This is a genomic window from Methylophilus sp. QUAN, from assembly GCF_015354445.1.
GTDB lineage: Bacteria > Pseudomonadota > Gammaproteobacteria > Burkholderiales > Methylophilaceae > Methylophilus.
In genome coordinates this window covers 650323-668628 of sequence record NZ_JADKYT010000001.1, presented here as the reverse complement: position 1 = coordinate 668628, position 18306 = coordinate 650323, and the positions used below count along the sequence as shown (strand labels likewise).

The 18306-nt window shown below is 49.3% G+C and carries 16 protein-coding genes and 1 tRNA gene; 5 read left to right on the top strand and 12 right to left on the bottom strand.

The window, feature by feature from the left end:
- Positions 1-92: 92 nt before the first annotated feature.
- The 5 genes from INP79_RS03215 to INP79_RS03195 all read right to left on the bottom strand — a co-directional run bounded on the left by INP79_RS03215 (position 93) and on the right by INP79_RS03195 (position 5325).
- Complete coding sequence (locus INP79_RS03215; RefSeq protein ID WP_194752900.1) at positions 93-908, bottom strand: HD-GYP domain-containing protein; 816 nt, start codon at positions 906-908, stop codon at positions 93-95.
- A 120-nt stretch (positions 909-1028) separates the two neighbouring features.
- Complete coding sequence (locus INP79_RS15575) at positions 1029-2174, bottom strand: GGDEF domain-containing protein (protein WP_194752899.1); 1146 nt, start codon at positions 2172-2174, stop codon at positions 1029-1031.
- Between the two features lie 232 nt (positions 2175-2406).
- Positions 2407-3015 (bottom strand): PEP-CTERM sorting domain-containing protein, encoded by a 609-nt coding sequence (locus INP79_RS03205; RefSeq protein ID WP_228519694.1) that lies wholly within the window; start codon positions 3013-3015, stop codon positions 2407-2409.
- Positions 3016-3777: 762 nt separating this feature from the next.
- Positions 3778-4113: a hypothetical protein gene (locus INP79_RS03200; protein WP_194752898.1), complete on the bottom strand. Its 336-nt coding sequence runs from the start codon at positions 4111-4113 to the stop codon at positions 3778-3780.
- Positions 4114-4623: 510 nt separating this feature from the next.
- Positions 4624-5325, bottom strand: a complete 702-nt coding sequence (locus tag INP79_RS03195; RefSeq protein ID WP_194752897.1) for a DUF4145 domain-containing protein — start codon at positions 5323-5325, stop codon at positions 4624-4626.
- 107 nt (positions 5326-5432) lie between these two features.
- On the opposite strand from INP79_RS03195, the gene INP79_RS03190 reads away from it, so the two are divergent.
- Positions 5433-6716: an HNH endonuclease signature motif containing protein gene (locus INP79_RS03190; protein ID WP_194752896.1), complete on the top strand. Its 1284-nt coding sequence runs from the start codon at positions 5433-5435 to the stop codon at positions 6714-6716.
- A gap of 328 nt (positions 6717-7044) precedes the next feature.
- Here INP79_RS03190 and INP79_RS03185 read toward each other — a convergent pair.
- Positions 7045-7120, bottom strand: a tRNA-Lys gene (locus INP79_RS03185).
- A gap of 138 nt (positions 7121-7258) precedes the next feature.
- Entirely contained in the window at positions 7259-8620 is a 1362-nt protein-coding gene (gene ffh, locus INP79_RS03180) for a signal recognition particle protein (RefSeq protein ID WP_194752895.1), read from the bottom strand.
- Positions 8621-8761: 141 nt separating this feature from the next.
- On the opposite strand from ffh, the gene INP79_RS03175 reads away from it, so the two are divergent.
- Positions 8762-9595 (top strand): inner membrane protein YpjD, encoded by an 834-nt coding sequence (locus INP79_RS03175; RefSeq protein ID WP_194752894.1) that lies wholly within the window; start codon positions 8762-8764, stop codon positions 9593-9595.
- A gap of 133 nt (positions 9596-9728) precedes the next feature.
- Positions 9729-10820, top strand: coding sequence for a porin (locus tag INP79_RS03170; protein WP_228519693.1), 1092 nt, complete (start codon positions 9729-9731; stop codon positions 10818-10820).
- A 5-nt stretch (positions 10821-10825) separates the two neighbouring features.
- Here INP79_RS03170 and INP79_RS03165 read toward each other — a convergent pair whose 3' ends face one another.
- From INP79_RS03165 to pssA, 4 genes are all read right to left on the bottom strand, one after another.
- Positions 10826-11494, bottom strand: coding sequence for an HAD family phosphatase (locus tag INP79_RS03165; RefSeq protein WP_194752892.1), 669 nt, complete (start codon positions 11492-11494; stop codon positions 10826-10828).
- Between the two features lie 26 nt (positions 11495-11520).
- Positions 11521-12414 (bottom strand): drug/metabolite exporter YedA, encoded by an 894-nt coding sequence (gene yedA, locus INP79_RS03160; RefSeq protein WP_194752891.1) that lies wholly within the window; start codon positions 12412-12414, stop codon positions 11521-11523.
- Positions 12415-12507: 93 nt separating this feature from the next.
- The gene (locus INP79_RS03155) at positions 12508-14037 is read right to left on the bottom strand and encodes a 2-isopropylmalate synthase (RefSeq protein ID WP_194740479.1); all 1530 of its coding nucleotides are present in this window, start codon (positions 14035-14037) and stop codon (positions 12508-12510) included.
- A gap of 126 nt (positions 14038-14163) precedes the next feature.
- On the bottom strand, positions 14164-14952 hold the full coding sequence (pssA, locus tag INP79_RS03150; protein WP_194752890.1) for a CDP-diacylglycerol--serine O-phosphatidyltransferase: 789 nt from the start codon (positions 14950-14952) through the stop codon (positions 14164-14166).
- 157 nt (positions 14953-15109) lie between these two features.
- Here pssA and INP79_RS03145 point away from each other — a divergent pair, with 157 nt between their 5' ends.
- A complete protein-coding gene (locus INP79_RS03145; protein WP_194752889.1) occupies positions 15110-16300 on the top strand; it encodes a tRNA guanosine transglycosylase in 1191 nt (396 codons plus the stop codon).
- An 805-nt stretch (positions 16301-17105) separates the two neighbouring features.
- On the opposite strand, the gene INP79_RS03140 is transcribed toward INP79_RS03145, so the two are convergent.
- Entirely contained in the window at positions 17106-17753 is a 648-nt protein-coding gene (locus INP79_RS03140) for a hypothetical protein (RefSeq protein ID WP_228519692.1), read from the bottom strand.
- A gap of 191 nt (positions 17754-17944) precedes the next feature.
- On the opposite strand from INP79_RS03140, the gene yajC reads away from it, so the two are divergent.
- A complete protein-coding gene (yajC, locus tag INP79_RS03135; protein WP_194740476.1) occupies positions 17945-18259 on the top strand; it encodes a preprotein translocase subunit YajC in 315 nt (104 codons plus the stop codon).
- Positions 18260-18306 lie beyond the last annotated feature (47 nt).

Sequence of the window (18306 nt, the reverse complement as noted above, 5' to 3'; positions counted from 1 at the left end):
AATCCCCAAATACCTGTATAAATGCCCGGCAAATTGCCCGATGTGGACATTTAGCAGGTAACCTCCCCCTCACTCAAGCGACTGCGCCCCAGCTATTCCTCACTATAAGACGCGCTGGCGGCGCCCTTGATGACCTCATAATGGGTAAAAAACGCATCGACTGCGGCCGGATCAAAACGGATACTGGATTCGCTGCGAATATAATCCAGCACTTTATCTTCTGGCCAGGCCTGCTTGTACACCCTGGGATGCATCAAAGCATCCCACACATCCACAATCGAGAAAATACGCGCAGCAAACGGAATCTCCTCGCCTTTCAAGCCTAAAGGGTAACCATGCCCATCCCAGCGCTCATGATGACCATAAGGAATATCCATACAATTACGCAGAAAATCAATGTTGGCCAACAAGTCGCGCGCAATCTGCGGATGCGTGCGCATCAGCCGCATTTCGTCTTCATCCAGCTGGCCAGGCTTGATTAACACCGCATCAGGAATACCAATCTTGCCAATATCGTGCAGAATCGCACTGCGCTCAATCAGCTTGAGCGATGCTTCGTCGGTCACGCCCATTTTGCTGGCCAGCGCCACGGTCATGGCCGCCACACGATAAGTGTGATCCTTGGTTTCTTTGTGCCGCAAATCGAGCACCTGTACCCAGCCACGTATGGTCTGGTCATAACTGTGAATCAGTTTTTGCTGGTCTCTTTCGGCATCTTCGAGCGCACGCTTGACCAGGAAAAACAATAACATGGCGGTGACCATGATAAACAGCCAGCCTTTGATATCCTGCATCATCGTCAGGTCACGCGGATCAGTAAACAGTTGCGCAACGACCTTATCAGAAAAAAAGATCCAGGCAGCGCCTACCAACACATATACCATTACAATCTTATACTGCGGCCGCATGGTCAACTCTCATGACAATCATCAAAGTGTGAATTCTTATCGCAAAAGCTAATTTACGCAATTGAAAATCTGCACTCGCGTCACTTCAGCAGGCCAATCACGCTACTTAATTGGCGCTTGCTAAACCGCCCAGGACATTTGCCCGCAACCGAGTAACTTTGCCTGGTACATGGCCTTGTCGGCCGCAGACAGCAGTTGTTCTATGGCTTCGCCATCTTTGCATACGGTTAAACCGATCGATGTCCCCAGGCGGCAAACGGCGCCCTGAATCTGGAAATCGCGTTCAAACACCATCAGGCATTTCTGGCCAACCATTTCCACCGAAGACTTGCCCTGCTCAGGTAAATCAGACAGCACGATCACAAACTCGTCACCGCCCACGCGCGCCAATGTATCACTGCCACGAATCACCTTGCTCAAGCGCTGCGCCACTTCAATCAAGGCCAGATCGCCCGCTTCATGCCCCAGTTGGTCATTCACGGCTTTAAAGCCATCAAGATCCAGATATAACAGCGCCGTGCCGGTTCGCTTCACACGTCCCAGCTCTATCGCCTGCTGCAAACGCAAAGACAGCAGCTTGCGGTTAGGCAAGCCCGTGAGCGCATCATGGTGCGCCACATGGTTCAGCTCCAGGTTCTGGGCAGAAATTTTGTGATAAGCGTCTTTCAAGGAGCCGATCAGGTCCTCGTTTTCAAAACTGATACGGGCCGCCTGCCGCAATGACTGGTTAAAACGATAGGCAATGCCTATCATCAGCAGGTAAAAAATCACACTAAACACTGCCATAATCAAGCTGGACAGGTTTTCGCTAAACGAGAAGACCAGCACCGTTGGCAACATCGCGGGCAAACTAAAAGCGAAAAAGGCCGGGATACACGACGCCATGGTCACCACACCACCCATTACCATCGCCTGAATGGCCGTGATCACAATAATCACCGTCATGGGCGGTGCGTCTTTAACCAGCAACCCCAGCGCGCCCCACGCCAGCCCTGACAGCGCCAGGGTCAGGCAGTAACGATAAGCCAGGGGATAATTGAATCCATGCTTGGCCAGCCGGTGCTGGCAGCGCTTGAGTAGCCACACGCGCAACACAATGACGGCATAGACCACGCTGCACCATAACAAGAACAAATGACCTTTTTCAGAACCCCATTGCGAAAACGCAATCAACAAACCGCCGAACGCACTCCCGATTAAAGGAATGCGCGCTCCCGATAACAGCCTGTTAAATAACGCCTCGTCAATTCGAGTCTGTAAACTCATTAACTGATGACCTCTTCTTTTTATTCTTACAGACAGCTTTACATACACTGTGTTGAACCATGCTAATACAAGCCTTTAAAAATAACCAGTTACCAGTCATGGGTTTGCAATTCATTACAATCACAACGCTAACACCCGCCAGGCCGTCGCCCAAAAGAAAAAGGCCCATGATCACTCATAAGCCTTTTCACACGCTGTTGCCTGCCACAAAGCAGGCTAAACCAACCCGCAATTAGATGTTAACCGCCTTGCGCCTCTGCATCGCCAGCAGCACTCCAAAGCCAGCCAGTAACAATGCCCATGCAGCAGGTTCCGGCACCGGTGTCGTTACCGGCACCGAGTTGGTATACCAGGCACTGTCACCTTGCGCCTTGGTCAACCCTTGCACATGCAAGGCAACATCCTTAATGCTGACCGCTGAAGAAAATGTCGCCGTCCAGGTAATGGTCTCATTAGCCAATAAGCGATCACCTGCACCCTGACCAAGCGTAAACCTGAAGTCCCAATCACCACCTGGGCCGCCACCATTACTCTTGCCCACTTGCGTCACGCCGCCACCGGTCACGGCAGAAATAGTCACAGCATTCGCTCTCACATCTGGGGTTGTATTTACCACCATAGACCCAATAAACGCATTCGTGGTAAACAGCGCATTTAAATCAAAGGTCGTCAGCGTGAACGTATACACATTGCCCGCACCACTGACTGACAAAGAAGCAAAATCACTTGCTGGCTGGTAAGTGCCTGCGTAAAGCGTCCCGTAATTTTCAACCGTTGCTTGCGCACTCACTGACACCAGCATCAATACCGAAACAAACCACGCCCTCAATAGTGTCATCATAAACCTTCTTTCCTGAGAATATTATCGAATGAATGATTACCTCAATAATACCTCTGCAAAAAGCAGGAGGATGTTCAGACATTCAAACAAGTGAAAGAGTTTGTAAGCAGCCGCGCCAATGCTCGCCAGCAATCGATTTCCCTCAAAAAACAGTCACATTTTAAGCCAGCATGCTCATCATATTGCAGCGATTCATCATGCAAAATGAGTGCTGCCTCTATCATGCCGATACGCCTCTTTGATTGTTATACTTGATGCACACTAAAGCATGCGTCAGACCTTGAGATCGATCATAGAAAACCAACGCTGAAAGCCACCCAACATGAAAACAATGCCCTCTTTAATACTGACCGCACTGATTGTTTTAAGCGTCACCATGACTGCGTGCACCAATAAGGCCTAGTACGAGGGAGTGAAAGAAGGCGCCAGAAACAACTGCCGCAGCCAGCCCCCTGGCGAAGTTGAAGCATGCTTTGAACGGCTGAACACCAAAACATATGAAGAATATGAAAAAGAGCGCTCGGGCCAGAAATAACCCAGATAACACTGCAAGCACTCACCACAAAATAAAAAAGACCCAAGGCGTTAACCTTGAGTCTATCACGCTGAACCACCCATCGAACAATCGAATCCTGTTCTACCGCTTAAGTTACTTCCGTCTGCATCAAATTAGACTCCTACACTAAGTCAACATAATAATCCGCCTACAGCTTCGACCTTGTGGGAGTTATTCAGATTCGTTTGTGAAGAATTAAAATGTAATCAATATGCACTCTTCAAAACATATTTGGGACCATAGCTCTTCAGATCACTCAAAAAACGCTTTTTGTTTGTCGAACATGCCTTAGCTATCAATTTACGATTGGACATCAACTCAGAATAACTGACATGATTCTCAGTGGAGTCTGCTTTCGCAACAAAAATGCCTTCAGCAATTCCAATGCATGAGATTAAAGACATTTCTTGAGGTGTCATGTCTTTAATTCTCTTTTCCGCAGCACCAATTGTAGGCATAGCTTTACAGGCAGACAAAGTCTCAGCTTGAGAGTTATCTAAACGCTTTGCAACTTCAGGCGATTTAGGTGGTTTGTAATCCATTAGAGACTCGTAAAGAGCCATTGCCATGCTTTCACAGTAGAGATCAGTGGAAGTTCTAATTGAAGGCTCGACTGCTATTGCACTCATAGAACAAAAAAAGAGCAATAGACTTAAAAGTCTGGGAATTCTTTCACAATACATAACTCGTTCCTGAATATTTAAGGCTAATTAAAGAAGATTTCAAACTGTTCCTAGTATGGATTAAATCGACATAGTTCTCACCGACAGATGCTTATCAGATCAAAGTTTAGTCCAAATTCTGTTGTATTTATACATGCCAAGCCAACATAACAGCCAATGATCTCAGTCGGGATTACTGCCGCATCAGCCAGCCGCTAATTGCTCGTCTGTGGCTAAAGGCGAGCTGCGCTATGGGCATGGTTCGAGGTTGCGAGCGGGAACGGCTCGGGCATGGACAACCTGAAACCGCAAAAAAATGCGTAATGCTGAGAAACTGAAAAGCTAAGTAGCTTGCGCTCACCTTAACGGCACTTACCGAGATCAAATCTATTATTTTTTTTGTTTCCCGCGCTTTTCTGCACGGGTTTTAAATTCATCATATCTATCAGCCAAATCATAGACGTATTCAACAATTGCATTTACAAAAATCTGTAGGTCGGAAGCATCCTCTCTTGAAATGCTAATATCTTCTGGATGTGCGGCCAGGTTTCGGAATGCTTGTAATTGTTGGCTCCAGTCATAGAGCCTCTCATCAATAACCTTATCATCACGCAGTCTTTTAATACCTTCCCCAAGCATAAGCTTTTTTGATGGCTTTTTAGAAGGTGAAAGCTCGTTATCTGCAGGCTTTAAAATGTCACGGCACAGAGCTTCTAATGCACGTCCTAGCATCATGCATGCAGCAATATTGGCGCCTGCTTGGAGGGAACGGTCTGCTTCATTTAAAGAGTCAGTAACGACACGAGGAATGCGCCAACTCGAAAATGATTTGGGCGGCTGAGGATATACGCGGGCTATATCGCTCCATGAATCTTCGTAGGCATTGAAACCTTCAAAGTGAATCTGATTAGATTCTCCCACTAGTATGGTTGTGCAACTCGGGCAAGTCCCAAGAAACACCCTCTGACCATAGGGTTCACCAGCTTCATCGTCGAATGTGTTTCCCTCAATAAATCCTTTTTCAATCGCCGCAACTTTTGCTTTACAAACATTGCAGTCGACAATAAATGTTTTCTGTACTGTATTAGCCATAAGAAACTACGCTTATATTTAGTAATATGAAACCGAAAACCTTTATGCTCATGATATTCAAAGTATTACATACCTGAATCGAAGTATCAAAATAAGAAAGCACACATATGGCTATCTACGAGAAGCCTGTTAGGGTATTAATCAAAGAGATGATTGCTGAACTCGCTCCCACTCTTGGAGATTCATTTGACAGAGAAGAAGCATTAGCCTGGTTCAAGATTAGATACCCGAAGATCAAAGCAGGTACTATTTCTGCTCATCTCGTTCGCTTCAGTATCAATGCACCAAGCCGACTGCATCACAATCCAAAGTCAGACGAAGATGTTTTATACCAAATAGATAGGAGTAGGTTTAGATTATTCAATCCAAGCATTGATGGAAAACCTTTTCTTTCAAAAATTGATAAGGAAGAAAATTTATTTAGTTGGAGTAAATATGAACTAAGTACAGCCTTAGACGCATACATAGAAATGATTAATCTGGAAGCAGCGCATCTACCATATTCCAAGCTGTCTTTTTACAAGCGCGTGGCTGAAAAATTAGGCCGCTCTGTGAAGTCGATTGAATATCGCATGCAAAATATATCTGCTGTCCTAGATGAAATGAATAAAACCTGGATCACCGGTTTAAAACCTGCCGGAAATGTAGGTACTAAGGTTAAAGCACAAATTGTTGCTTTGATAAAAAAGAAGGAATCTCAAACAAACAAAAAAGACAAAATTTCTTATAAAGAAAAACTACCGTCAATGAGAAATTGGTTAATTAACATTGCCAAACAACAAAGCGTGGTGACCTACAGTCAAATGAGAGAAGTTTTTGGTGTTGATCGTTTTTCATTAAAACACGCAATGGATTTCTTAGGTCATCAAGCTGCAGAAATGAATGAACCGATAATTACTGCATTGATCGTTAGTAAAGAAACAGGGTTGTGTTCTTCAGGTTTTGCGAAAGAGTTTGGTGTTTCTGATGATGAATCAGAAAGGAAGGCTCTTTACAGCTATTGGAGAGAAAATTTTGACGAGCCTTCGAACAATGAGGCAGAGACAAATGAAATTGAAATCAAAGCTGCAAGATTCGTCACTGTAGAAGCGCGACCAGACCAGGCAGCTTTTAGACGAAGAGTATTTTTAGCATGTAATGGTAAATGTGTTGTGAGCGGGTGCGATGTAGTAAAGGCTCTTGATGCAGCACATAAAAAAGATAGAGACTGGAGACTAGGCCACAATACCTCCAACGATGGATATCTGCTAAGAAAAGATCTTCATGCACTTTACGATAATCGATTAATGGTTATCACCGAGAGTGGGGAAATCCAATTTGACCAATCAGTCTTGAATCATTATCAGGAATTTATGGGTAAAAAAATAATTCGAGCAAATGACCCAATTTAACTTGCTTCCGCTTGGGCAAATCCCAATTGCCACGTCAAGCCAGCATAACGGCCAACTTTCCCCACTGGGATCACCCGCCGCATCGGTCAGCCCCTGATTGTTTGGCTATGGAGGGCTATGTGCAGTACTGAGTGCTGTAAGTGTGTGAGTCTCGGGGGAAAAGCTGACTGGTCAATCGGCAAAAAATCCTGAAACGCCGAAATTCTAAGAAACTACAAAACTACCTTTGCTCGAAATAGCGAAAAACTGAAATCTGAAATTCTGAGTTGCCGTTCGGCATTGAGAAAATAAAAACGGCTCACATTTCTGCGAGCCGTCTTTTGTATTTTGGTAGGGTGTGCGGGGATCGAACCCACGACAAACGGATTAAAAGTCCGCTGCTCTACCAGCTGAGCTAACACCCCATCTGTTTCTTGTCTGCCGCTTGTTTTGCGTCAAATTTGAAAGAACGCGATTATGGGGGATGAATTAAATTTGGTCAATGCTGTTTTTGCTTTTTTTGTATAAAAAGTTTATTTTTTTATTCATCCCCAATTTTCGCTTTACATTCCGGGGAATTTACCGCCCATCATGCTGCCCATCCCGCGCATCATTTTTGCCATGCCGCCTTTGCTGAACATCTTCATCATCTTTTGAGTTTCTTCAAACTGGTTGAGCAGGCGGTTCACTTCTTGCACCTGCACACCACTACCGGCGGCAATGCGTTTTTTACGCGTGGCTTTAATCAGCTCAGGCTTGCGGCGCTCTTCGGGCGTCATGCTATTAATAATGCCTTCGAGGCGGCGCAGCGATTTATCGACGTCGTCAGTATTGATCTTTTGCGCCATGCCAGAGATTTGCGCAGGCATTTTGTCCATGAGTGAGGCCATGCCGCCCATCTTTTGCATTTGCATCATTTGCGCTTTAAAGTCTTCGAGGTCGAACTTGGCGCCAGACTTAATCTTATCGGCGACTTTTTGCGCTTCGGCCATATCGACCTTTTTATGCGCTTCTTCAATCAGGCTTAATACATCGCCCATGCCGAGAATACGGCCAGCCATGCGGTCGGGATGGAAAGGTTCCAGGCCATCGACTTTTTCGCTGACACCGATAAACTTGATTGGCTTGCCAGTGACGTGGCGTACGGAGAGTGCCGCACCGCCACGCGCATCACCGTCCAGCTTGGTGACGATGACGCCAGTGAGTGACAAGGTCTCGCCAAACGCTTTGGCGGTGTTGACGGCATCCTGGCCTTGCATGGCGTCGACCACGAATAAAGTTTCGGTCGGCTTGAGGTAGGCGTGCAGGTCTTTGATTTCGGCCATCATGGCTTCATCAATGGCTAAACGACCAGCCGTATCAAAGATGACTACATCGTAGTAACTCTTTCTGGCTTGCTCCATGACTTGGGCGGCGATGTCTAACGGCTTTTGCTGCGGATTGCTGTCAAAGCAGTCAATCTCCAATTGCTTGGCCAAGGTTTGTAGCTGTGTGATGGCCGCCGGACGGTAAACGTCAGCACTGGCGAGCAATACTTTTTTCTTTTGCTCTTTGAGCAATTTGGCCAGCTTGCCTGAGGTGGTGGTTTTACCCGCGCCTTGCAAACCTGCCATCAAAATCACCACCGGCGGCACGGCCGCCAGGTTGAGGCCTTCGTTGGCCTTGCCCATGAGCGCAGTGAGCTCTTCGTTCACGACTTCAATGACGGCCTGGCCGGGCGTTAAGCTCTGCAATACATCACGGCCATTGGCGCGCTCTTTCACGCGCGCGATAAAGTCTTTAACAACTGGCAGCGCAACATCAGCCTCCAGCAAAGCCATCCGTACTTCGCGCATGGCATCGGCAATATTTTCTTCGGTCAGACGTGCTTGGCCGCGCAGGTTTTTAATCACGCCCTGTAAGCGGCCGGTCAGGTTTTCCAGCATGGAATGCCTTTCTTTCACAATTCATGAATATGCAATGCGTACGATTTTACCTCATGCCAGCCCAAGCCAAAAATAAACTATTGGCTAACGTGATGCGGCTAACCGTTAGCACGCTGGTCGAATGCAGAGAGTTTTGCCATAATGCCAGGCATGACTCAACACCTGCTTCCTTATCTGATTGTGGCTTTTGTTTATATGGCCGTGGCGCTGGATTACTGGCGCATCGCCAAACAGGACAAAGCAATCAACGAACATGCCTTCCCGTTTCAGTTACACAGCGCCATGGTGGCGTTGGGTTTGGTGATGCATGGCGGGTTGTTGTATCGCGATATTTTTGCCATCGGCTCACTGAACCTTGGCGTGTATTACGCGCTCTCGGCTATTTTATGGCTGACTGTGCTCATCTACTGGCTGGCCGATTTAAAACACTCGCTACGCAGCCTACAAGCGTTTGTGTTGCCGCCTGCGGCCTTATTTGTGCTGATGCCAGGGTTTGCAGTGAAAGACTATTATGTAGACACGCACGGCTTCACCCTGTTTAACCTGCACATTTTAATTGCCATGGTGGCGTATAGCCTGTTTACCTTTGCTGCCTTGCACGCGTGCCTGATGCGCATGGCCGAGCGTGCGCTGCACAAAAAGAACAGCTGGCTGGCCCTGCCTGATTTCCCGCCGCTGATGGTGCTGGATGCCTTGCTATTTAAAGTGTTGCATGTTGGCTTTGTGTTGCTGACCATTACGCTGATTAGCGGCATGCTGTTTAGTGAAGAGATTTTTGGCAAGCCATTGCAGTTCAACCATAAAACCATCTTCTCCATTGCCTCATGGCTGATTTACGCCTGGCTACTGTTTGGCCGCTTTAAATATGGCTGGCGTGGCAAAGTGGCCACCCGCTGGACCTTGCTCGGCTTTGCTTTATTGCTGCTAGCCTATATTGGCAGCCGCTTTGTGCTGCACGTGGTGCTGGGCCGTTAACAGCAGCCACGCGAATTAACCGACTTTCCCCTTGCTGTCCGGCACAATCACATACAACACATTGCGCTATGTTTATGTGATTGATAGGTGTGGCACTTTATTCTGCTGACACCTTGTTGTTTGGATGCTCAGCATGAAACCCTCGCTCTTATCGATTACGCCTTTATTCTGCCTGGCCTTGACTGCTCAGGCAGACGAAGTACAACCCCCTGCCAGCCATAGCCCGGTGCAGCTCAGCGCTTACCTTGAAAGCTACCTGATACACGACTTTAACCACCCGGCCAATGACAGGCGGCCAGACTTTGTCTACAGCCACAATGTGACGGACGACCCTAGCATCAACCTGGCGATGCTGAAAGTGGCGTTATCAACCGAACGCGTACGCGGCAACTTGGCGCTAGGCAGCGGCAGCTATATGCGCGCCAACTACGCCGCCGAGCCGCATAGCTTACGCAATATATATGAAGCTAACATGGGCCTCAAACTCTCTGGCGAACATGATTTGTGGCTGGATGTTGGCGTGATGCCCTCACATATCGGCTTTGAAAGCGCCGTAGGCATTGATAACTGGACGCTGACGCGTAGCCTGATGGCGGACAACTCACCCTACTTTGAAACCGGCGCCAAACTGAGTTACACCACCCCAGACGGCAAATGGCTGGTCAGCGGCCTGCTGCTCACCGGCTGGCAACGCATACACCGCCCTGATGGCAACACCACGCCCGCCATCGGCCACCAACTGACTTATAAACCCAGCGATAAGCTCACCATTAATAGCAGCTCGTTTATTGGCAATGACAAGTCAGACGCACAAAGGCAGATGCGCTATTTTCATGATTTTTATGTGCAGTGGCAGCTCAATGAGCAATGGGGATTGATCACAGCATTTGATATCGGCGCCGAGCAAGCCGCGCCTGACAGTGATCGTTACAACGTCTGGTTTAGCCCGAATATGGTGCTGCGCTACAGCTACTCAGAGCGGCTGCAATTTGCCGCACGGCTGGAGCACTACCGGGACAAACACGGCGTGATTATCAGCACAGGCACTGAGCATGGCCAGACCACCGGCTATTCAGTGAATATGGATTACCGACTCAACCCGCGCATGGTTTGGCGCAACGAATTACGCCAGTTAAATAGCCGCGATGCCATTTTTGATAAAAACAGCGCGCGACAAGTGGACAACAACTTGATGGCCGTGACGGCATTAACCATCAGCTTTTAGAAATATTAACGCAAGCTGATTAATGGCCAGCCATGCTCGCTGGCATAGGCGGTTAAGGTCGGGTCTGCATCCACGGCAACTGGATTGGTCACCAGCTTCATCAATGGCAAGTCGTTGTGTGAGTCGCTATAGAAATAACTGGTGTCAAAATCCGCCAGTGTTTGGCCGCGTGCGGCCAGCCATTCATTGAGGCGCGTCACTTTGCCTTGCTGGAAGCTAGGCGTGCCACTCACCCCACCGGTAAATTGGCCGTCGACCATTTCCGGGTCAGTACCTATCAGGTGCTCAATGCCATAAGCGGTGGCAATCGGCTTGGTGACAAAGCTGTTAGTCGCCGTAATCACCATACACAAATCACCGTTGGCTTTGTGCTGGTTGACCAGGTCTTGCGCTTTTTGCGTCATCATGGGGCGGATCACGTTGGTCATGTATTTGGCATGCAAGTCATCCAAGAATGCTTTTGGATGCTGCGATAACGGTTGCAACTGAAACTTGAGGAAGGCATAAATATCCAGGTTACCGTTTTTATAATCTTCGTAAAACTGCTCGTTGCGCGCCTTGTGTTGCTCGGCATCAAGCAAGCCTTCGCCAATCAGGAATACGCTCCAGTTATAGTCACTATCCCCCGCCAGCAGGGTGTTGTCCAAATCAAATAACGCCAGGTTTTGCTTCATACAATTTAAGTTTCTTTAATGATTAACTAAACAATTTGTTCGTCAGGCACTGCTTCTTTGGTCGCAGTCAGCACCAGGAACACACCGACCAGAATCACGGCCAGCGCAATATATTCCATCAGGTGAATCTGCTCATCGGCAAACCAGACGCCCACCACAAAAGCGACGATAGGATTAACAAAGGTATTACTGCTGGCGACCATGGGCCGCACATGGTGCAGCAGCCAGTGATACGCCGAAAATGCCACCATGGAACCGAGCACGATGAGGAAAGCAATTGCCGCCCATGAACGCGCTGTGACCTGCACAGGCCAATGCTCACCAAATGCCATACTAAATACCAGGGCGATCAGGCCACCACACAACATCTGGCTGGCCGCGCCCATCAGGCCTTGCGGCATGGCCATATGCTTGCTCCAGACTGAGCCCAGCGACCATGAGGCCGCTGCAAACATCAGCAAACCGGCACTGAGCCAGTCGCCTTGCAGGCTACCGCGCGTATTCAATAACAAAATGCCGACCAGGCCAATGGCAATGCCCAGCCATTCACGGCGGCTGATTTTATGCCCCCACGCACTGGAGAAAATCGCCATCCAGATTGGTGCCGTGGCAATCGCCAGCGCGGCGACGCTAGACGACACATGCAACTGCACATGCGACACCGTGCCATTACCCAGCACCGGCAGCAACATGCCGACCCAGGCCGCACCACGCCATTGCACACGCGTAGGCGCGGCATGCCCCATGGCGCGCAAGATGAGGTATAGCAAAGACCCGGCAACCGTGAATCGTATGCCTACCATGGCAAACGGCGGAAAACTCTCAATCGCGTACTTAATCGCCAGGTAAGTGGAGCCCCAAATAAAGTAGGTACAGGTCAACGCAGCGATCACCAGCAACCAATGATTTCTTTGCGTCATTACGACCTATCCAGCCTTTCGTCCACAATGAGATTCAATACAAAAAGAAAACGCCTGCCACCCAACGGCAGCAAGCGTTGATTCAGAACATGCTTACACCTGCGGGTTCAATTTTTCCGCTTTGGCATACAGCTTGTTCAAGCCATTTAAATAGGCTTTGGCCGAAGCCACCACAATGTCGGTATCCGCGCCTTGACCATTGACGATACGGCCACCCTTGGACAAACGCACGGTCACCTCACCCTGTGCATCTGTGCCGCTGGTGATGTTATTCACGGAGTACAGCAACAGCTCAGCATCACTGCCCACCACATTTTCAATCGCCTTAAAGGTGGCATCGACCGGGCCACCGCCATCTGCTTCTGTACGCTGCTCAGCGCCATCGACACTCAAGGTTAAAATGGCATGCGGAATTTCACCCGTTTGCGATGCCACTTGCAGGTAAGACAACTTGAACAGTTCGCGCTCCTGCACCACTTCATCACTCACCAGCGCGTGTAAATCTTCGTCAAAAATCTCAGATTTTTTATCAGCCAGCTCTTTAAAGCGTGCAAATGCGGCATTTAAGGCATCTTCACTTTCCAGCTCTATGCCCAGCTCTTTCAACCGTGTGCGGAAAGCATTGCGGCCAGACAGCTTGCCCAAAGTGAGTTTATTGGCACCCCAGCCCACATCTTCGGCACGCATAATTTCATACGTCTCACGATGCTTGAGCACACCATCCTGGTGGATGCCGGACTCATGCGCAAACGCGTTGGCACCGACGATCGCCTTATTCGGCTGCACTGGATAACCCGTAATGGTAGACACCAGTTTGGAAGCAGGCACGATTTGCGTCGTATCAATGCGGGTGCTTAGGTTGAAAATATCGTTACGGGTTTTAATCGCCATGACGATTTCTTCCAGGCTGGCGTTACCAGCACGCTCACCCAGGCCATTAATTGTGCATTCCACCTGGCGTGCACCGTTCATGACGGCAGACAGCGAGTTGGCCACGGCCATGCCAAGGTCATTATGGCAGTGGGTAGACCACACCACTTTGTCAGCGCCTTTGACGCGTTTGAGCAAAATGGCAAACCGCTCACCCCACACCTCAGGGATACTGTAACCCACAGTATCTGGCACATTGATGGTTTTGGCACCAGCCTCAATCACCGCTTCAAATACACGCACCAGAAAATCAATCTCAGAACGCACCGCATCTTCGGCTGAAAACTCCACGTCTTCAGTATATTCACGCGCCCACTTCACCGCTTGCACCGCGCGCTCGACCACCTGGTCTTCGCTCATGCGCAGTTTGTTTTCCATATGGATTTTGCTGGTAGCAATAAAGGTATGAATACGGCCTTTGGCTGCATGTTTGATCGCTTCACCGGCACGGCGCACGTCGTTTTCGCTGGCGCGTGCCAATGAACACACGGTAGAGGTTTTGATCACTTTGGCGATCTCGGAAATCGCCTCAAAATCACCTGGGCTGGCCGCAGCAAACCCGGCTTCAATCACATCTACGCCCAGCTTTTCCAGCTGGCGCGCAATGCGGATTTTTTCTTCTTTGGTCATCGCCGCGCCCGGGCTTTGTTCACCGTCGCGCAACGTGGTATCAAAAATAATAATTTGTTCCATGAATTTTCCTAATGCTAACAAGTCAATTTTACTCGCTTGTCCTACAAATGACCACATCGCTTCCAGTTGGCACTTGCGTCCATAAAAAAACGCGCCGGGAAGCGCGTTTTTTATGAGCCAATCTGCTTAAACCGCGCTCTTTGCTGCCAGCCGCTCGCGCGCCCACATGTAATAGCCAGACAAAGCATATACAAATACCACGCTGAACAGTACTTCTGGCGGGCTGTATGAAATCAGCACAAATGCCAGCACCACGGCCAGGATGGCCACAAACGGTACTGAATGTCGCAGGTTGATATCTTTACCACTATAAAACTTGAGGTCAGACACCATGGAGCCCGCGGCAAATACCGTCAGGAACCAGGCGATCCATTTCACCTGCAAGGCACCAAAGAAAATCTCGCGGCCATCAATATTGTATTCATAAGACACCCAGACAAACCCCGCCAACAACGCCGCCGCTGCCGGGCTAGGCAAGCCTTGGAAGAAGCGTTTATCCTGGAACGGGTCGTCCAGCTTGGTATTGAAGCGCGCCAGGCGTAAGGCGGCGCAGGCGCAATAAATAAAGGCGGCAATCCAGCCCAGTTTATTCATGGGCTGCAAGGCCCACACATACATAATCAGTGCAGGCGCCACGCCAAACGACACCATGTCAGCCAGGCTGTCATACTCTGCCCCAAACGCACTCTGGGTATTGGTCATGCGCGCCACGCGGCCATCCAGGCCATCCATCACCATGGCAATAAAAATCGCAATCGCCGACTGCTCAAAATGCAGGTTCATCGCCTGCACAATGGCGTAAAAACCGCCAAACAGTGAAGCAGACGTGAACAAGTTAGGCAGTAAGTAAATGCCACGTTGGCGCAGACTGGTATGCTGCTCGCGTCGTGACAGGCGGTTTTGCGGATCAACCATAAGGGACTTTTTCAGAATTGCGGAATACCAGCATTGTTGCGGGCAATCACAAAAAATGCAAGCGCATCTGGCGATTGCAGCGGCCTGCGCAGCATCAGAAGCAGGCCTTGTAGCTGTGGTAAAATGTCTGTTTATTTCAGCCAGTTATCGCACGTTCATGCAGTTTTCCTTACACAATACCGACGGCCTCGCCAGACGCGGCACTGTCAGCTTGCCTCACGGTGAGGTACAAACCCCAGCGTTTATGCCTGTTGGCACTTACGGCACGGTCAAGGCCATGTCACCGCAAGAGCTCAACGACATCCAGGCGCACATTGTCCTCGGCAATACCTTTCATTTGTGGTTGCGCCCCGGGCTGGAAGTGGTCGCCGCGCATGAAGGCCTGCACAAGTTTATGGGCTGGGAAAAACCCATCCTCACCGACTCCGGCGGTTTCCAGGTCTGGAGCCTGGGCGAATTGCGAAAAATCACCGAAGAAGGCGTCAAATTTCAGTCCCCGATCAATGGCGACCGCTGTTTCCTGACCCCGGAAGAATCCATGCGCATCCAGCGCGTGCTCAACAGTGACATCGTCATGATTTTTGATGAATGCACGCCCTACCCGGCCAGCCACGACCAGGCGCGCAAATCGATGGAACTCAGCCAGCGCTGGGCACAACGCAGCCGTGATGCATTTAATGTCTATCAAACGCAAACCATAGAACACACCCTCACCATGCTGGGCGGCGCCGAGGAAGTGCAACAATTACGCTCAGACACCCCCCCCAGTAACGGCAATGCTTTGTTTGGCATCATCCAGGGCGGCATGTACGAAGACCTGCGTGATATTTCACGCCAAGGCCTGGAAGCCATCGGCTTTGACGGCTACGCCATCGGTGGCCTGTCGGTCGGCGAGCCTAAAGAAGACATGCTGCGCATCCTGGCGCACACCGCGCCGCAAATGCCGAAAGACAAACCTCGCTACCTGATGGGTGTTGGCACGCCGGAAGACCTGGTCGATGCGGTCAGCTACGGGATTGATATGTTTGACTGCGTGATGCCTACGCGTAATGCACGCAATGGCTGGCTATTCACGCAATATGGCGATGTCAAAATCAAGAATGCGAGTTATAAAACCGACACACGCCCACTGGATGCAGACTGTGAATGCTATACCTGCCAGAACTTTAGTCGCGCCTACCTGCACCATTTGTATCGCATTGGCGAGATTCTGGGCGCGCGTTTAAACACCATTCATAACCTTCATTATTACCAGGTGTTGATGCAAGGCATGCGAGCAGCGATTGAAGAAAATCGTTTTGAAGCGTTTAAGGCAAAGTTTGCTCGTAAACGGGCGGAAAAGCGTTAGCCTCCTTAACTTAGCATTAATGTAAAAGATCGCTCTTCTCGCCGGGCTAGTGGATTAACTTAAAAACTCTTTTCGCCTTGTCGGCGAGTCACTTTCTGATGCTTGCCCCTCAGAAAGTAACCAAAGAGGAGGGCACCCAGCCATCACGGCCTAAAGGCTCCCTTGCGTTGTTGGCTACGGCCGCTACGCTTAACATCGCTACGCGAGTTAGCCTACGCCGTAACAGACTGCTGCGCAGTCTTAGTTATCAACAAAATAAGCCGGTCACGAAACTCATCCTAGCGGGATTCGGACAGTCGCTCCCTCTACTCTTACTTTTGTCTCCGCTACTCAGCGTGATGGAATGGGATTCATCTCGCCAAACTCACATAGTAGAAGTTTGAACGGTTAAAAAACCAGACTCTTGTTTCTTCAAGTCGCTAACGGTTGCAGTCGCATGGTGTTCGGGGTCCCCATCTGCCGCGCCGAGCAACGCAGGATTGACGGGAGTTTTCGGCCATCGGCTGTCCAAGTTCCGCAACAAGCCACGTCTTGTGTGGCTTGTCAGGGCGAGTTTCGATGGACGCCCGGCAAACCGAGTAGCACAGGATACAAGCGGAAGCTGGGGTGCATTTCTTTTGGTTACTTATTCTTTGTGCAAGCAAAGAAAAGTAACTCGCCGAGAAGGCGAAAAGCAACGGGCAAACTATAGAACAACCTTTTATTGCAATCACTCCACCTCAACATCAACACACGATAAAAAAGCCAGCACATCAACACGTGCTGGCTTTTAAACGTTGGCGGACATCACCAACCAAAGTACACATCAGGCCTTTTTGCGCAGGCGCAACCAAACCGGTACCACTCCAACCGCAAACAAGGCTAATGGCTCAGGTTCGGGCACCATGGTCGCCGTACGGAAAATCACCTCACCCAAACCAGGCTGTGGACCGCCATCGGTGGTCAGGATTTCCATATGCACATAACGGGTAGAAACGTCACCGAAAGTAAATGCCTGACCAGGATCTGCGGCAGTGTAATTCGAACCTACCGCAGTAAAGCCACCCAGCAAACCACTGTTGCCATTGCTAAAGTCATTGTCATTATCGGCATATAAATTAAATTGCAATACCGAGCCAGTATTGGCGGTCGCCCATAACCCGATGGCATCAATATTGTATACAGCCCCCAAGTCATAGCTAAAGCTGCCAAAAGGGCCGACACTGAAACCGGAATTCAACGCGGACAGGCCATCGTGCGTCGTACCGGCGACAAAGCTGTCAAAGTCGGTCACGCCTGCAATATAGCCCGCCGATAACCCTGACTGGTTGATCTGATTGACCAAAGCATACGAGCCACCAAAGTCAGCGTTTGAAGCGCTGACCGTCGTTGCCTGCACAATGACCCCCGCTTGTGCGACCTGGCAAGAAATTGCTAAAGAGACTGCTGCCATATACTTAAAATAATGCTGCATACACTCCTCCAATATCATAAAAATAATAAAGATTCACCTTGAACGCGCATGACCAAGACGAACCAACATTAAAATACTTTTACAATCAAAGGTCAAGTACTTACGATTGCCATTGCAAATCGAGCGGTGACAGATTAAGAAGGCTCTATGATAGAATCATGCGTTATTTTCAGTATGACCTAGGAATAGATATGTTTATCAGCAACGCTTACGCAGCTGCCGCGCCAGCTACCGACATCATGAGCTTTTTGCCCATGGTGGTGATTTTTGTCTTGTTTTACTTTATGTTGATCCGCCCACAGGTCAAACAGGCAAAACAGCACAAGTCCATGCTGGAAACCTTGAAAGCGGGTGATGAAGTAGCCACCACCGGTGGCATCGTCGGCAAGGTGACGAAAGTCAGTGAAAACTTTGTCAGCATTGAAATCGCTGCGAACACGGTGGTGAATGTGCAGAAACATACGGTACAAACACTGTTGCCACCTGGCACCCTGAAATCCATTTAATCCTAACCACAAGACGCACGCGTCTTTCATTCCGACCAAGAGTTTCT

Bases quoted from the DNA above. Each gene is read 5' to 3' on its own strand.
- INP79_RS03215 (WP_194752900.1), bottom strand. From the start codon at position 908: ATGCGGCCGCAGTATAAGATTGTAATGGTATATGTGTTGGTAGGCGCT.
- yajC (WP_194740476.1), top strand. From the start codon at position 17,945: ATGTTTATCAGCAACGCTTACGCAGCTGCCGCGCCAGCTACCGACATC.
- INP79_RS03200 (WP_194752898.1), bottom strand. From the start codon at position 4,113: ATGGATTACAAACCACCTAAATCGCCTGAAGTTGCAAAGCGTTTAGAT.
- ffh (WP_194752895.1), bottom strand. From the start codon at position 8,620: ATGCTGGAAAACCTGACCGGCCGCTTACAGGGCGTGATTAAAAACCTG.
- INP79_RS15575 (WP_194752899.1), bottom strand. From the start codon at position 2,174: ATGAGTTTACAGACTCGAATTGACGAGGCGTTATTTAACAGGCTGTTA.
- INP79_RS03195 (WP_194752897.1), bottom strand. From the start codon at position 5,325: ATGGCTAATACAGTACAGAAAACATTTATTGTCGACTGCAATGTTTGT.
- INP79_RS03145 (WP_194752889.1), top strand. From the start codon at position 15,110: ATGCAGTTTTCCTTACACAATACCGACGGCCTCGCCAGACGCGGCACT.
- INP79_RS03140 (WP_228519692.1), bottom strand. From the start codon at position 17,753: ATGCAGCATTATTTTAAGTATATGGCAGCAGTCTCTTTAGCAATTTCT.
- INP79_RS03205 (WP_228519694.1), bottom strand. From the start codon at position 3,015: ATGATGACACTATTGAGGGCGTGGTTTGTTTCGGTATTGATGCTGGTG.
- INP79_RS03190 (WP_194752896.1), top strand. From the start codon at position 5,433: ATGGCTATCTACGAGAAGCCTGTTAGGGTATTAATCAAAGAGATGATT.
- INP79_RS03175 (WP_194752894.1), top strand. From the start codon at position 8,762: ATGCCAGGCATGACTCAACACCTGCTTCCTTATCTGATTGTGGCTTTT.
- INP79_RS03170 (WP_228519693.1), top strand. From the start codon at position 9,729: ATGAAACCCTCGCTCTTATCGATTACGCCTTTATTCTGCCTGGCCTTG.
- yedA (WP_194752891.1), bottom strand. From the start codon at position 12,414: ATGACGCAAAGAAATCATTGGTTGCTGGTGATCGCTGCGTTGACCTGT.
- pssA (WP_194752890.1), bottom strand. From the start codon at position 14,952: ATGGTTGATCCGCAAAACCGCCTGTCACGACGCGAGCAGCATACCAGT.
- INP79_RS03165 (WP_194752892.1), bottom strand. From the start codon at position 11,494: ATGAAGCAAAACCTGGCGTTATTTGATTTGGACAACACCCTGCTGGCG.
- INP79_RS03155 (WP_194740479.1), bottom strand. From the start codon at position 14,037: ATGGAACAAATTATTATTTTTGATACCACGTTGCGCGACGGTGAACAA.